The organism is Chryseobacterium indologenes (genome assembly GCF_002025665.1).
Taxonomy (GTDB): Bacteria; Bacteroidota; Bacteroidia; order Flavobacteriales; family Weeksellaceae; genus Chryseobacterium; species Chryseobacterium metallicongregator.
In genome coordinates this window covers 3,217,301-3,233,204 of sequence record NZ_CP018786.1, presented here as the reverse complement: position 1 = coordinate 3,233,204, position 15,904 = coordinate 3,217,301, and the positions used below count along the sequence as shown (strand labels likewise).

At 35.4% G+C, this 15,904-nt stretch carries 12 protein-coding genes; 11 read left to right on the top strand and 1 reads right to left on the bottom strand.

All coding sequences use genetic code 11. From position 1 onward, the window contains the following. Window positions 1–40: 40 nt before the first annotated feature. The 5 genes from BUE84_RS14705 (at window position 41) to BUE84_RS14685 (ending at window position 6,002) form a co-directional block, all read left to right on the top strand. On the top strand, window positions 41–508 hold the full coding sequence (locus BUE84_RS14705; protein WP_079242283.1) for a hypothetical protein: 468 nt from the start codon (window positions 41–43) through the stop codon (window positions 506–508). Between the two features lie 408 nt (window positions 509–916). After that, window positions 917–1,324, top strand: coding sequence for a 5-fold beta-flower protein (locus tag BUE84_RS14700; RefSeq protein ID WP_079242282.1), 408 nt, complete (start codon window positions 917–919; stop codon window positions 1,322–1,324). A 351-nt stretch (window positions 1,325–1,675) separates the two neighbouring features. After that, the gene (locus BUE84_RS14695) at window positions 1,676–2,533 is read left to right on the top strand and encodes a hypothetical protein (RefSeq protein WP_079242281.1); all 858 of its coding nucleotides are present in this window, start codon (window positions 1,676–1,678) and stop codon (window positions 2,531–2,533) included. 77 nt (window positions 2,534–2,610) lie between these two features. After that, window positions 2,611–4,893, top strand: a complete 2,283-nt coding sequence (locus BUE84_RS14690) for an SGNH/GDSL hydrolase family protein (RefSeq protein ID WP_079242280.1) — start codon at window positions 2,611–2,613, stop codon at window positions 4,891–4,893. A gap of 251 nt (window positions 4,894–5,144) precedes the next feature. Beyond that, on the top strand, window positions 5,145–6,002 hold the full coding sequence (locus BUE84_RS14685) for a hypothetical protein (protein WP_079242279.1): 858 nt from the start codon (window positions 5,145–5,147) through the stop codon (window positions 6,000–6,002). Window positions 6,003–6,303: 301 nt separating this feature from the next. On the opposite strand, the gene BUE84_RS14680 is transcribed toward BUE84_RS14685, so the two are convergent. Further along, the gene (locus BUE84_RS14680; RefSeq protein WP_145953259.1) at window positions 6,304–6,522 is read right to left on the bottom strand and encodes a hypothetical protein; all 219 of its coding nucleotides are present in this window, start codon (window positions 6,520–6,522) and stop codon (window positions 6,304–6,306) included. A 110-nt stretch (window positions 6,523–6,632) separates the two neighbouring features. On the opposite strand from BUE84_RS14680, the gene BUE84_RS14675 reads away from it, so the two are divergent. The 6 genes from BUE84_RS14675 to BUE84_RS14650 all read left to right on the top strand — a co-directional run bounded on the left by BUE84_RS14675 (window position 6,633) and on the right by BUE84_RS14650 (window position 15,728). Beyond that, window positions 6,633–7,949, top strand: a complete 1,317-nt coding sequence (locus BUE84_RS14675; RefSeq protein ID WP_079242277.1) for an ATP-binding protein — start codon at window positions 6,633–6,635, stop codon at window positions 7,947–7,949. A 76-nt stretch (window positions 7,950–8,025) separates the two neighbouring features. Then, window positions 8,026–8,595: a hypothetical protein gene (locus tag BUE84_RS14670; RefSeq protein ID WP_079242276.1), complete on the top strand. Its 570-nt coding sequence runs from the start codon at window positions 8,026–8,028 to the stop codon at window positions 8,593–8,595. After that, on the top strand, window positions 8,592–9,032 hold the full coding sequence (locus tag BUE84_RS14665; RefSeq protein WP_079242275.1) for a lysozyme: 441 nt from the start codon (window positions 8,592–8,594) through the stop codon (window positions 9,030–9,032). Before BUE84_RS14670 ends, BUE84_RS14665 begins: the two co-directional genes overlap by 4 nt. Window positions 9,033–9,358: 326 nt before the next feature. After that, window positions 9,359–10,201, top strand: a complete 843-nt coding sequence (locus BUE84_RS14660; RefSeq protein ID WP_079242274.1) for a hypothetical protein — start codon at window positions 9,359–9,361, stop codon at window positions 10,199–10,201. A 14-nt stretch (window positions 10,202–10,215) separates the two neighbouring features. Then, window positions 10,216–11,235: a hypothetical protein gene (locus tag BUE84_RS14655; protein ID WP_079242273.1), complete on the top strand. Its 1,020-nt coding sequence runs from the start codon at window positions 10,216–10,218 to the stop codon at window positions 11,233–11,235. Beyond that, window positions 11,235–15,728 carry a hypothetical protein gene (locus tag BUE84_RS14650; protein ID WP_079242272.1) on the top strand — a complete coding sequence of 1,498 codons (4,494 nt, stop codon included), beginning with the start codon at window positions 11,235–11,237 and terminating at the stop codon, window positions 15,726–15,728. The genes BUE84_RS14655 and BUE84_RS14650 overlap by 1 nt, the downstream gene beginning before the upstream one ends. Window positions 15,729–15,904: the final 176 nt, after the last annotated feature.

Sequence of the window (15,904 nt, the reverse complement as noted above, 5' to 3'; positions counted from 1 at the left end):
ATAATATATTTGGGTTAATAATTTTAAATAATAAAATAATATGGCAATAGGTATAACACAAGTAGATTTACATAAATCTAAATCAGGATATTATTATCTTGATACACAAAAAATGATTGACCAATATCTGTTGGGAGATCATTCTTTAGAAACAATTAGCGCATTAATAAAAGAACTAATAGATGATGAACTTCCATTTTTTGCGGAAGAGGAATTTCCTTACACAGAATTAACTAGATGTGATTACACTGTTATTTCCGAAGATACCTTTATTAAGTTGCAACAAAATAAGATGTTACCTCTTAAATTAGACTATTCTTCAGCTATGTATGTGAATTTTAAATATGAAAATAATGAGTTTGTACATCCAGAAGGAGAAAACAATTATTTGCATTCAAATATGCCATGTATGGTTTATTTTCAAAATAATATAGTTACATTTTTTATTCTTGATGAAGATGGAGATGCTTATTTTTCATACCCTTTGAGTTATGATGATTTAAAATAACATAATTATTGAAGTAAGAAAATCGTGATAAAAAAATTATCTTAAGTAGAAATTAAAACTGGCCAATTAAAAGTGTTAAGATTAAAGACTCTGCAAAGCTAAATGATTCTTACAGAGTCTTTTTAATTTAATAAAATTCATACAAAAGAATGATATACTTTAGGCCAAAAATTATAATTGTATATTAAATGTTAAGGCCTAATTTCATTGTTTAGGGTTATCATAGTACCTAAAAGAAATTCAGCTTTTAATCTTTATTAGATTTAATTCTCTCTACTACCTCACGAATCCTTTCGTGCGGTTTTATTTTCAATCATTTATCTACAAGTTTTTATCTTTATAAAAGAATAATCAATACTTTTGAATACATCAAATAACCAAAGTCAATAACTCATTAAAATATTGAATATGAAAAAAATACTATTCTTTTGTTCCCTTCTCTTCAGTCTTTCTTTAGTTGCTCAAACTATAGAATCCGGAAGCCATAGTACCACAGGATATATTAAAGATGACGGAACTATAGAAAACAGCAGTCATTCCACTGTGGGATATATTAAAAATGATGGGACTATCGAAAATAAAAGCCGAAGCACTATTGGCTACATCAAAAGTGACGGAACTATTGAAAATAAGAGCCGTTCTACGGTAGGGTATGTAAAAAAAGACGGGACTGTAGAAAACAGCAGTCGTTCCACTATTGGTTACATCAAAGATGATGGAACGGTTGAAAACAGCAGCCACAGCACTATCGGGTATGCAAAAGGAATCAGAAAAGAGTGGGCGGCGGTAGTATATTTCTTCTTTAAGCTGGATTAACCATCAACTCTGCGAAAAGAAATTAACGTTAAGCATAGAAGCTAAAAAGGCTCGGATTATAAGATCCGGGCCTTTTTTATTCCTGCAAAGTAGAGGGTACTGCAACTACAGAATAGCGGGGCCAAAAAACTTTCACAGGAACAAAAAAAGTATGAATTTTGGGCAATGAAACGTAAGACGTCATCATCCTGCTTCTTACAACTAAACGGTGCTGCAACTACAGCATAACGAGACTAAAACCCTTTTCCAGGGATAAAAAAAGGATGAGTTCAGAACTTTAAAACATAACATAAATTATCATTGAAACCAAAGTGTAATAATGCCCGGAAGCATAAATTATAAAGAAGTATTATGGCGGAAAATAAACTAACAACCAGAGACCAGTTAAAAAACTATTTTGAAACAGGAAAATATCCCACACAAAGCCAGTTTGCAGATCTGATAGATTCTTTAAGACTTAGAGAAGATGTTCTTACCAAAAAAGAACTGGCCATTTTTGCCAATAGTTTGGCAGCTATTGACAACCTATTCGTTAATTTTTCAACAAATAATGTCGGAAATCTAAAATTTTCAATCGTGGTAAGCACAAATGATGAACCGGATCAGGTAATCTCATCTGCTGATTTCAAAAGCTTTTTAGATAAACGTTATTTTGTAGGGAGTGCCCCTTATACAATAAAAGTAAAAGAAATCTTTGAAGGTGATTTGAAAGAAACGGAATATTATAGTTTGGCTTATCAATTAGATCAGACCTACACTATTTATAGATTGTTCGGGAATAATCTGAACACAATCCCTGTTGGATTTGACTTTGGAGAGCTGGAAGGTATTGGGCTACCTATACAACTTTCAAAAGGAGGTTTTGGAAGAAAAATAAACATTTTAAACACCAGTGTTAAATTCGTTAATAAAACTGAAGTGCCTATCCAGTATAGAATAGAAAGCACCGGATGGAATGATCGATATAGAGCTGAAGATACAGTTACGGATCATTATGACCTGGAAGATTCTTTGAGTTTCTATTATAGAGCAGACCTTACGAAAGCCAGTCAATCCATTAAATGTGAAGTCTATAATGCCGAAAATGATACCCTTTTGGCAACCGGTTATTTACCCGCAGGCCAAAACCAGGTTTCGTTGAATGGCGGACAGGTTAATGGAATCAGAAATGTAAGAATCGAATGCAGCTATTCTGAAAATGTAAAATAGTGAAAGCTAAAAAAGATGAGTTTCGAACTCCAGACTGAGCATACGTAGAAATGAAAACCAAAGAACAATAAAATATAATGGAAGAAAATAAACTGACCCCAAGAGAAGAATTAAAAACCTATTTTAAAACCGGTGAATATCCCACCCAAAATCAATTTTCTGATTTGATAGATTCATTCTGGCATAAAGATGAAGTGATGGATTTGGAAGCTATAAAAGGCTTACAAGCTTCTTTAGATAATAAATTGGATAAAGAAGTTGAACAAATTCTTTTAGAAGCCGTAAATGATGCAGTAGCCAGTACAAAATCAATTGTCAAAGGAGAAGCATTTCCAAACAGTTTACCAACAGCGTGGATAACGGGTGATCCGGATCTTTACGAAAAATGGGAAGCCAGGACAGTAGGTACTTATATCAATTTTAAAAATATTTCCGGTGTACCTATTGAAGTTACAACTGCAGACTTGGATGAACAATTAGTATTTCTGAATGTTAGTAATGGAGTTACGAAAAAAGACTTTGTGGCTGTTCCGGGAGTAAATGTAGCATTAGAATTTGACTCTGATAATAATATTGACGCTCAGGGAGGTAAACAAATCAATAGTTGGCTGGTCAATAAAGTAAAAGGAGGAGAATCTGATGAGGTAAGAAAATCAGTAGAAGAGGTAGGCGGCTTTTATAAAAAGATTGGAGTTGAATTGGCAGGGACTTCTCCTGATGGAATACAAGCTGGCTTATACAATATTAAATCAAATACAACAGCAGTTTCAGATTCAAATAAATTTTTAACAAAAGCAAATATAAGACTTGCAGTAGCAGGTAATTTAAAGTTTTGTATCGGCCGCTATGATGGTACAAAATTTATTATGCGTTGGGAAAGTGAAGAAAAATCGGGAGTTGCCGGTTGGAACAATTTTGATTTTACGAACCAGAAAATAAAAATCAATACCGGAGAAATGGCTGCTGTTTTTTGTTTACCAACTACATCAGCTCAAATATTTTATGGAGATCCGGGTGCTGTCGGAAATAGATTTGTTCAATATAGTACCACTTCAGGAGGAGTACAGGCAGGTGTCGGAAGTTATTATGCTCTGTGGTTTGAGCTTTCGGATATTAATGAAACTACTCTGCAAAGTGAATCTGTTTTCAATCTTTCCAAATCAGTTAGTAAAATTGTAGAAGATTATTCTCAGAATGGCTATACAGGTGTTGAGGTTGGAAAAGGAGAATCTGGTGTTTCGGTAGATTCTGATGGTATAGAAGGATACGCAATTAATAAATTAGAGCTTGAAAATTCCCATATATTAGAAAAAATTGAAATCAGAACAGTTACTGCAGGGGCTTATCAAATAGTAACCGGATTTTTGGACCAGGCTGGGAAGTTTATTGAAAAAAATGTAATAAGAAAGACTTTAAATGCCGGGTTTAATGTTGTTACAATTGATCCGATAATACTTGCAAAAGGAGAGTATGTGGGGTTAAAATTTCCTTCAAAATTTCCTGTGAATAATACACCTGCAATAGCAAATCTGTGGGCTGCTGACAATTACACCGGAGTGCTGACGCAAGTATCAGGGAAATCTCTTCCAATGAAGTTATACCTTAAAGAATATATTGAAAGCCCTATATCTACAAAATCAGATTTATCTTCTATCAATTCATCAATTGCAGGATTACAACAGAATTTTACTTTTAACGGGAAAAAAGTATCCTTATTATTTAATCCGGATGGCTCTGTGACATGGGATTATGTCGCAGGATATTCAAATATACTTCATTTAGGAAATTCAATCGCCAGGCATCCGGTTCTTGCTTATTGGTGGGGGAGCTGGGGAATGGCTGCATCTGAGAAGAGTAAAGATTATGTACATCGTTTTTTAGAAAAAATGAAGGTTTTTAAACCTGCTGCAACCACTGATGTGTTAAATATTGCCGGATGGGAAACTTCTCCTTCTACATGGGATAAATCTCAATTAGATACTTATTTGTCAGGAAAAGATTTGATTTGTGTAAGACTGGGTGAAAATGCAGTTTTTTCTGGAGCATTTAAAGCAGAGTATTCAGCATTGATTAATTATATAAAAATAAAAAATCCAACAGCTAAAATAATTATTGGAGGTGTATTCTGGGCAGATGTTAATAAAGACTCAGCAATGTCTCAGGTAGCCACAGAGAATAACTTAACCTTTGTTAAAATATCTCATCTTGATATTCCTGCAAACAGATCCTATATGGGAGCACAGGTTAAAGGTGACGATAGTCAGTGGCATACTGTCAATAATTCAGGTGTAGCAATTCATCCCGGTGATTTGGGAATGGAGGCTATTGCATCCGAAATGTTCAATGCTCTGGGTCTTTAAAGAAATAACACTTACTGCAACTACAGAACAGAGCGTTCAAAAAACTTTCCCGAAAAGAGAAAAAAGATGAACTTCGGCTTTGAAATCAAGTAACCCATCATTCGATGATTAAAACCAAGCAGTACCGCAGAATAGAGAAATTTAAAAATTTTTATAGGAATTTAAAAAAAATGAATCCCGAATTTTAAAAACATAACAAAAATAATCATTGAACCCAAAGGCAATTAAATTGTAAAGAATAATAAAATATAATGGAAGAAAATAAATTAACCCCAAGAGAAGAATTAAAAACCTATTTTGAAACAGGAAAACATCCAACGCAAGGTCAATTTTCGGAATTGATAGATTCTTTAAGACATAAGAAAGATGTCCTCACCAGTAAAGAAATGGTAATCCTTGCCAATAGTCTGGCACTTATTGATAATGCATTCATTTACTATTCTACAAACGACGTTGGAAATTTAAAGTTCCGGATTGGTATCAGCTCACAGGATGAAGAAGATCAGGTAGTCACCGTAAGACAAACTGACATCGTTGTGGAAAAACAATTCTTATTAGGCAGTGCACCTTATACTTTTAAAGTAAAAGAAATATCGGGAGAAACATTAAAAGAAAACGAATATTATCTTTTGAGATATGAAATAAGCCAGAGCTATACGATTTTTAGAATGTTTGGAAATGGCCTGAATACAATTCCTGTAGGTTTTGATTTAGGATCACTTGAGGGTAAAAGGTTACCCGTGAATATTTATAAACAGAATTTTGGAAGAAAGATAAACGTTCTGAATACAGATATTAAGTTTGTTAACAAAACAGAAGTGCCTATACAGTACAGAGTAAGTGCAAGTAACTGGAGTGATAGATTCAGAGCTGAAGATATGGTTACTGATCATTATGATTTAAGTGATCATTTAAGCTTTAATTATAAAGCAGACCTTACGGGATTGAGTCAATCTGTACGATGCGATATCTTTGATGAAGATACCAATACCCTTTTAGCTACAGGCTTTTTATATGCCGGACAAAGTCAGGATGCATGGTATGGCGGTGATATAAATGAAATCAGAAATGTAAGAATCGAATGTAGTTATTCTATTAATGAAAAATAGTCTGACTGGAATTTCTTAACAGCAATCAGTAGTACAAAATATTCATACTTCTGAAGTAACAGTACTGGAATAAACCATCATTTGATCCTAAAAAATTAAGAGTTACTGCAACTACAGTACAGATAGGGCAGAAAACTTTTATAAGAACAAAAAAGGGATTAATTTTGAACTGTACACAACAACAACATAGTAATTGTTATTATGTAACACAACAAGCCGCATCCTATCCCTATAAAAGATATTAAGATCGCAAGGCGGCAGAGAAGTAATCCATTACATTCTCATTACTAAAAATACTACCTCAATCGGAGAGACTCTCATTGGCAGGACTCCTTTTAGCATCTGAAGTCCCGGAATTTTCTGATATGTAAACATTTGAATCTCCTTCTGGAAGCAGAATGGCTGATCTTCGGATCTCTTGTTCTCCTTCAAACGCAGATTGATTCTTTAAAATGAAGGACTCCAATGAAGGGCGACTTTCCAAAAGCAGTTGCGGAGCCAGCTGTGGAGAGACACTCAAATGTGAGCAAGTTTCCGGTTGAGGTTTCTTGAAATAACGACAAGATAAGTGGAAGCATCTTAAAAGTGAAAATGATGCAGAACCCCGGATCTTAAAAAAGATAAAAACCAATGGAGTCAGAACAATTACAAAAATTATTTACCCATTTAGAAAAGGTTATTACATGGCGTATCAACAATCCTTCAGAGGATTTTAATATAGGAGCCCCTGAATTTAATACTAGTAACCATGAGAATTTTCAATTAGGAGATTATATTTCAGGGAAAGAGCTTGCCCATCAGGAAGTCGTGATTCTTTTAATGGCTTTGCTGCCACGATTAGATCCATCATTACTGAAACGCATTTATCTGGAACTTCCGGGGAGTGCACTGTTTGACTTCTGTTCAACCAATGATAGCGGCAGGCTCTTTTACCCTACAATTCAGGCAGCTCAATACGTTTTGGGAGGGGATAGTATTTCAGAAAGATTAAAATCACTGGATTATTTCGGTCCGAATTCGGTTTTGAGTCAAGAAGAACTCATTGTTTTTTCAGGTTCAGCCCATGAACATGCATCAATGAACAGCCAGATCAATATTCATGAAGAAGCTTTTAATAAGATCATGTTTGGCCTGGAATTATTACCGAAAATGAGCAATGATTTTCCTGCAGAACAAATACTTACCCATCGATCATGGACGGATTTGATTCTTCCTCAAATGACGTTACAGGAGCTTAAAAGTATTGAAGCCTGGTACAATAGCAGCCGGATTCTTATGGAAGATTGGAATATGCAGACCAAACTTAAACCAGGGTTCAGAGTGTTGTTTCATGGAGAGCCGGGAACAGGAAAAACTCTTGCGGCCAGCCTTTTAGGGAAATACACCCAGCGCCCTGTTTTCAGAGTGGATGTTTCTATGCTGGTCTCAAAGTACATTGGAGAAACAGAAAAGCAATTAGCTAAACTGTTCAATAAAGCAGAAAATAAAAACTGGATTTTATTTTTTGATGAAGCGGATGCTATTTTCGGAAAACGAACCTCTGTAAAAGATGCCCATGATAAATATGCCAATCAGGAAGTTTCTTATTTGCTGCAACGCATAGAAACATTTTCAGGGCTTATTATTCTGGCATCCAACTTTAAAAATAATATGGATAAAGCCTTTACACGACGCTTTCACAGCTGCATACAATTTAATAATCCAAAGCATGAAGAGCGTCTGCGTATCTGGCAGCAAAATTTACCCGAACAATTACAACTTGAAGATATTGATCTGGAACAAATTGCTCAACGATATGAATTAACCGGTTCTAATATTATGAATATCATACAGGATGTTAGTTTAAAAACAATTGCATTAAAAGAATCTGGCTTTAAAGTAAGCTTAGACATGTTGCTGGATAGCATCAAAAAAGAATACGTAAAAGAAGATAAAATCTTTATGTAAGAATTTGAATACCATTTGGATTTCCTGAGTCTGAAGAATTCAAGATAAGCCTTTTCAATTTTTAAAACTAAAACTCATGAAAACAAAAATTCTGTTGTTGCTCATCTTGAGCAGTCTCATGTTGGGCTGCCGGAGTAAACACAAAATTACAGCCACTTATAAAGAAAATACTAAAAATACAGAAGAAATAAAAGCTGATTCTTTAACACTTCAAACCTCACAATCAACTCAAAGTCTATCGGATGAGATGTCACTGAAGGAAGAGAAAAATGAAATATCCGGTGAGCTATTGATTAAAGGAAAATCTGACGCATCTCATCCCTTTGTTTTCCATAATGTGGTGGGACGTGATACCCTTCAACGTATTTCCATCCTGGGAAATGCAGAATATTCTATCAGCAGTTATTATGCAAAGGGCAACCATGAAAAATCAGAGGTTAAAAAAGAAGAAATTACCCATGCTGTTCAGGATGTAACCCAGAAAACAAGTTCAAAAGAAACAGTCAAAGAAGTGGCTTCAAATGTCTCTGAAGAAACAAAGAAAATTCAAACAGATGGATTTGAAATTCTGGCCTGGATTTTCATTACGATTATTGGAATCACTTTAATACTCATCTTTTTCACCTACAAATATTTTAAGACATGAAAACATCGCAAAAGGGAATCAATCTGATTGTATCATTTGAAGGTTTCAATTCAAAACCTTATCTGGATTCTGCCGGAATTCCCACAATAGGATATGGCAACACCTACTATCCAGGAGGAAAAAAAGTAACCATGAAAGATCCTGCCATCACTAAAGAAAAAGGAATAGAGTTATTTTCATCTGTTTTACCAACTTATGAAAAAATTGTCAACAGTAAAATTAAACTGAATCTTACTCAAAATCAATTTGATGCTCTCGTATCGCATACTTACAATACCGGAGGATCAGATGGACTATTTTCTTTGATTAATAAAAAAGCAGAAGAGCAGGCCATCAGAAATTGGTTTACCACGAAATACATTACAGCTGCCGGGAAAACATTAAACGGGCTCATCCGCAGAAGAAAAGCTGAAGCTGATCTGTTCTTTTCTAAATAAATAATTTCTACCTAATAGTGGGAACTTTAAACCATCTGTTATCATTGGAAATAAATCTCCAAAGTCAGGTGTAGCCTGCTTTGTTCCGGCTTCAAACTGCTCATACAGTTCAAATTTCAAACAAAGATGTTATAGCATCATTGTAATATTTTGAGATCGCAAAAGTGGAATCAGCTTCATGGATTCTTTCTAAGTGAACGCATAGACATATCGCTTCATCTGCAAGTATATGGACTTCTTCGCTCCTTTAAAATGTCACGCGATAGAAATAATCTTTAAGCCTTTCCCAATTATCAATTTTATCAAAACTAATTATCAATTATCAAATGAGTACACCATTACATACAATTTTCAGTTGGTTTGAAACTGGAGATTTTCCAACAGAAACCCAGTTTAAAGACACGTTTTTATCTTTTTATCACAAAGATGACTTAATCCCTATGAAAAGTATTGAAGGATTTGAAGAGACCTTTCAGTTATTTGCCAGTGCAGAAGCATTTCAGGAACACTTACAAGACCCAAAGGCTCATTCGGAATATCTGGCTTTATTGAATGCCGGCAACCTGACTGCAGCACATGTTGACAGCTGGAAAAGCAAACTCGGAATCAGCAATGTTGCTACCATCGACAGTTCTGATCAATTAGGCAATACGTACACGAAAATACAGGTAAATAGTTTTGTGGATGCACTGAAAGATGCTGATAAAGACTTAGCCCTGAAGATAGAAAATATTAGAAAGATACTATTGTCTAATGATCTGTCTTTAGATGAACTTCAGGAAATAGTAAACTTCATTAAAAAAAACCGTGATGATATTGAAGCTTTAAAAGCTCTTCCCATAGGAGAATCAAGTGAAGATAAAGTAAAGCTGTTATTGGACTACGGTTGGCTAGGCAGCCCGAAAAATCAACAGGAATTTAATAAGCAGATCTATGATAAGATTTTGCTGATCTCACAAACAGCTGAAAGTGCAGTAGTGCAGATTACCGGAAGTGCAGTATTTCCCAATACCCTTCAAACGGAAAATGTAATCATTCAGGCCCGGGACAGTGTTACCGGAAAAAAAATAAATATTGACGATTATGCAACCAATCAAACCATCGAGATTAAGATGTTGGGCGACCTTGCTAATCCGATTAACATTCTCATTTTAAAAGTTAAACCATAAAAAAATAAAAAACTATGAATAACAACGCAGTAATCAGTAATAACGCAAATCAGGATAATTTTTTCGGGGAATTACAACGTACCCGTTTTCAACAATTTACTTCATTTCCCAGTACGGATAATGTTCCTGCAGGTTGGGTAATTGATTATAATGGGCAATTGCATCAATGGAACGGAACCGAATGGATTAATTTGGCCGAAAATTATGTACATCCAGATTATCCACTGACTAATAATCCATTTCAGACCAATCAGACAAGCGGGCTTCTATTGCTAAGTCAGCTCCTGACCAATAGTTCAGGGCATGTTATTAAAGTAGCAGGCCGAAATCTTACCAATGCAGATATTGTTTCTATTGTTGTGAATGACGCTATTCAGTCAGGTACCTTTACATGGTCATCCTATAAAATTAAGACTTATGTTGAAAACTTCATAGGACAAAGTCTTACAGGAGCACTGATCTATCAGCCGGGAGGTTATACTCCTTCTACTGTTGAAGGTTCAATGACGATGCCATCACCTGCTACAGCAGCTGTAATTAAAACAGGAATGGTATGGGTGATTACAGCAAATGGATGGGTGGGCAATGAACCTGTATCTGTGGGTGACCATCTTATTGCCAATACCGATGATGCTTACAATATTCCTAAAAATTATCAGATTATAGAAAAAGGTATTCCTGATATTGTAGACGCTACAGATACGGTAAAAGGAGTGATCCAGATTGCTACAGATATTGAAGCTATTGAGGGAGTCAATATTACTAAAGCAATGACTCCAAAATCTACGAAAGCTGTTTTGGATGCAAAAATTAAATCCCAAACATGGCATATCGGAGATGGAGCGTCCGTTTCTTTCCCCATCACCCATGGCTGGAATACCGTGAATGTTGATTATATCTGTTATCGTAATGCTGATAATAGAAAAATAAATGTAAGCTGTAGGGTTATATCAGAAAATGACGTACAAATAGATGTTTTGGCACCTCTTACCCCGAATGAATATAGAATTACTTTAACTGCAAGACTAGACTAATGATTGCTCCTGAATATTTTAACAATCATATCGCCGTAGAAGGCGAAATAATTGTGAAAAGTGTTCCAAACGATGCAGGTTCTGTAATGGTTTGGAATTCTGTAACGAAAAAAATTAGCACAAGAACCCATGCGGAAATAGTTTCTGATTTAAATTTAGTAACCACTAATACCTTTCAGGATATATCGGCAAGAAAAACATTCTCAGGAGCTACCGGGAATGCTTATAATGCAGTTGCTTTAGAAGTAAGAGGTAATGGTACATCTGATACAGTTTACCCTGCAATTTCTTTCCATCAGCCAGGCCTTTATGCCGGTACATTGCAATATAGATCAAACGGTTACCATTTTATGAATATCAATGGCAATGCTTTTGATAACGTGAGATCTGCCGGGTATTATAAAGATGGGTCAGATAATGGAAGATTCCTTACGGGAGGCGGTGGAGATTATGATTCCCGGGGAAAAGAAGACTCCTGGTATCATTCCGGAAGAAACTTCCCGCAGGGTACATTCATTGAAACTGATGTAGATTATTCTGTAGACTATGGAGATCAGTTTCTTTTAGAGATTAAAGGGAATATGTACGGTACTGATCAGCCTTTAGATTGTAAGATTCAGGGCTATATCTATAATGGTACTATTATTTCTCATAGCGGCTATTCTACATTACATTACTGGAATTCGATTACTGCCTTAAACTTAAATGGTAAACTTTGTTTTTGGTTTACTCAATTATCTTATTGGCAGGGGTTTGATGTAAAGGTAACGGTTGGATATGGAGGCTTAGATCAAGGTAAAAACAGAGTTACTTCAGTGTCCGATCATCCGGATCCGGGAGGTATAAAAAGAGTTCAGATCAATCTTAAACATTTACTCACTAAAGAAGAATTAGTTGCTGGTAATACATTTTGGGAGAAGAAGGATACAGGTGGCTATTGGGCATTAGATTCCGACAGACCTATAGCCGGACTCAATGGAAATGGAGCGCAGGCAATTTTATCTGGTGGTTTATTGGCCTCTTCTGCTTATACTGACTCTCAGTTTATTCCTGCATATGGTATCCATTCAAGAGGTTTTGTGCAAACAGATGAAGGTTTTCAAAACAGGTTTTACAAAGTAGACGAAAGGAATAGAATCTGGTCATTTGCAAACGCAGATACTTACGGACTTTCTTATTATCAGGGAAATGCCAATAGCCTGAATGAGGGGATAGGTTTCCATTTTGGAGATCCGGATCAGCCTACTCATTTTCTGGGAAGATCAGGTCAGATTTATTCTAGCGTAGGTATTTATTCTAATTCATTTACTACAGGTAATAAACAGGTTTTAAATTATAGTGGCCCGTCTACATTATATGTAGGAAACCCTACCATTAATACGATTATAGAATCTAATGGCAATGACATTATACATTATAAAAATGGAGTCAATGGAGTGGTTTGGGATGCCCATAACTTAGATCCGTCAACTTTTGTTAATGCATCAGTTCTAAATAATTATGTTCCCTACAATGGCGCAGCACAGGATGTGAATCTTGGGACAAAGGATTTAGAATTTGATGGCGGGGGATCTATAAGTAAACACCAGAATAATGTAAGGATATTTAATAAAGTTTATCAAGGGAATTATGGTGATGGAGGGCACACAGGTATTTTAGCGATTAAAATGCCACAAGCCTCAACAGAACATGCTATGTTTAGTGTTGATATTAATATTTATGGATATGAAAATCAGTACTTAGGAAAAGTGAATGTTGCTTTCTACAAATATGTATCAGGAACTCTGGTTACCAATGGTTCAAAAGCGATATGGGAAGTCACAGATAATTTTCCTACCACTACCGCAAGGATTGGGATTGGAACTGATGGATATGTTAGTATTTTATTAGGAGAATCAAACACATTCTGGAATGGATACTTCTCATTTGAAGTCGCTAAAGTAGAAGTTAAATATGGGAACTATAATCTTGACTGGAATGTAGGATGGTCTCATGCAATAGAACCTAACTTTGATTTATATCCTACCCATATCATTACTTTACCTTCTGATGTAGTCGCTACGAGAAGTTGGTTAACAAATTTTGCAGACAGTAGCTATATTCCAAAAGCAGTTCAGCTTAATGATAACTTCAATAGTCTTGGAGGGTATTCCAGTTCCGGAGTTTATAGAGCGAACAGTAACGGAGGAGGAGTTCAGCATTTGTATAGTCCTATGTTGCACATGGGGGCTCAGGATACCACAGCACAGTTGCAGGTAAAATATAATGATACGAATGCAGACGCAGGAGAATTAGTCTATAGAAGTGGGTATAATGGCAATTGGACATTATGGAGAAAAGCCTGGGATAATGTAAATTTCAAACCAAGTGAGTATCAGACAAGAAATACAGATGAAATTATCTCTGCAGCTAAATCCTATTATAACAGAATACCTTTCAAACTAAAAAATAGTTCATATAAATCCTGGTCAATTCAGAAACCTACCAATAACAATTTAATACTGGCACCTTCTGTTACAAATAATGCAGAAGATTGGGATTTAAATAATGGTATAACATTCACTGATGCCGGTCAGGTTTCATCAAAAGGTTTCAATAAAGTTGGGTATAATGATAACTATATCTTAACAGCAGGTGGTGGGCAAAGATTAGCCTCAGACTTTGTATCATCTTCAGACTTAGGAAACTATCTCAGAAAAGATGGCGATACTATGACAGGTACTTTTAATATAGAGACTCCAGCTATGTTAGGTAAGTGGAAAAGTACTGCACAAACAGGGAATTATCTGACCTGGCAAAAATATGATGGATCTAAAGATATAGCCTATATTGGAGCTGATGGAGGTGCTGCCACATGGGGTGGGACAGGAGATAATTTTGTAGTTAGAGCGGTAAATGATGGTGATTTATTATTAAATTCAGACAATGGTGTTGTTAAAATTCAAGGGGGTATTCCCTGGACTACTAACAATTTAAATCCCGCAGAATACTTAGCGAAAAGAGGAAACCATCAGGATGCAGCCGCAGTAAAAACCGATTATCCTTTAAGTGTTACAGATTGGGCGACAGGTAACGGATTCCCCACTACTTACGGTAACTCTTTACATATTGCAGGAAATAATACATGGTATCATAGAATAGATTTTCCTTTATTCAGCAATCATTTAGAATATTGGCAGGCTGTTAATACAACAACCATGACGAAAAAAGGGAATATTCCTTTATTGTCAGATGGAGAAGCACTTTGGACCAATAATAATTTTAATCCAGATGCTAAAGTTAATTCTGCTGAAAATGCTCAAACATTAGGATTCTCAAGTGGTTTGTCAGCAGGTGCACCTTACATCTATCATAGAACAGATGGTTATGTATTTCTGGCTACTCAATCTTGGGTGTCATCTAATTTTACAAGCCAGACTCTCTCAATTCAACCTGAGGAGGAAGGTGGTCAATGGATAAATCTAACTAATTCAAACGGAGTCTTTGCTACAAATTACTTTGTTACTTCAAGAGATGGTTCAAGAGACCCGAATACAGTTGTTGCTCCAAATGGCAATTCCCGTAGAGTTAGATTTGATTTTATTAATGCCGGATCTGTTGGAGGCTCTGGAAATTATGCGGGTGTAATGACTTACGCTCCCTGGGATGGCACCTCTGCATCCACTGGGGATTCTTCATACCAATTGGTTTTTGCCAATCAAACCGGTATAAATGGAGAAGGAATACCAATGCTTAAAATCAGAAAAGGTATTGATGATAAGTGGTCTAAGGCATGGTATAAATTATGGAGTGACGCAGATTTCTCTCAAAATAATATCAATAGCTGGAATTATATGTCTAATAACGGTGTTATTGTAAACCAGCAATTTACTAGCCATACAGGTAATGGATTAATGGTTGCTGATGAATATAATGGCGGAGAATCTGGTATATATAATGAACAGGATGGGTTCTATTTAACTGTTTTGGAAGGTGAATATTATAAATATTCAAGTAAATATAAGAGTTGGGAAGGGATTAATTTCCATAGAAAGAGTTATAACATTGGTATAGGTACAGATGCTAATGATGCCGATAAAGTAACTGTTTCAGGCTCAGTAAAGGCTACTGAAAACTTTAAATCAAAAGATGAAAAGCCTAATACTTTATTTATTCCTGACGGAAGTCTTTCCTATCTTGATGATGAGATTATCAATGAAGACTCTAGAATGAGATTATCTCATGGCATGATTGAGCAGCAGCCAGGAGTTCAATATTATGATTCTGATAATAGAATGCTGGTCATCAGATGTGTTCATGGTGAACAATTTACATTAGGAAAATGTTTCCGGGGTCAGAGAATACTCGTATTAAATGCCAGTGATAGCCATGCGCAAGGATTTGACATAAAAAGTGCAGCTTATTCATACAAAATACCACCGTATAGCTCTATCCAATTATTTGCATGGGATGAAAAGACAGTTTATAAATATGCAGAAAATAAGATGTATTAAAACTTGAAAATTCCAAAATAAGGAATATATAACTCATATAAGATGGCGTCACTTGTTGTAAAGTGGCGCCATTTTTATATTATTTCTTTGTTGGAATCTATTAATTTCTTGGATGAAAAAGTAGAAGTCTATAACTTTGAAGTGGAAGTCTACTGCTAGGCATATTTCTGGAGGAA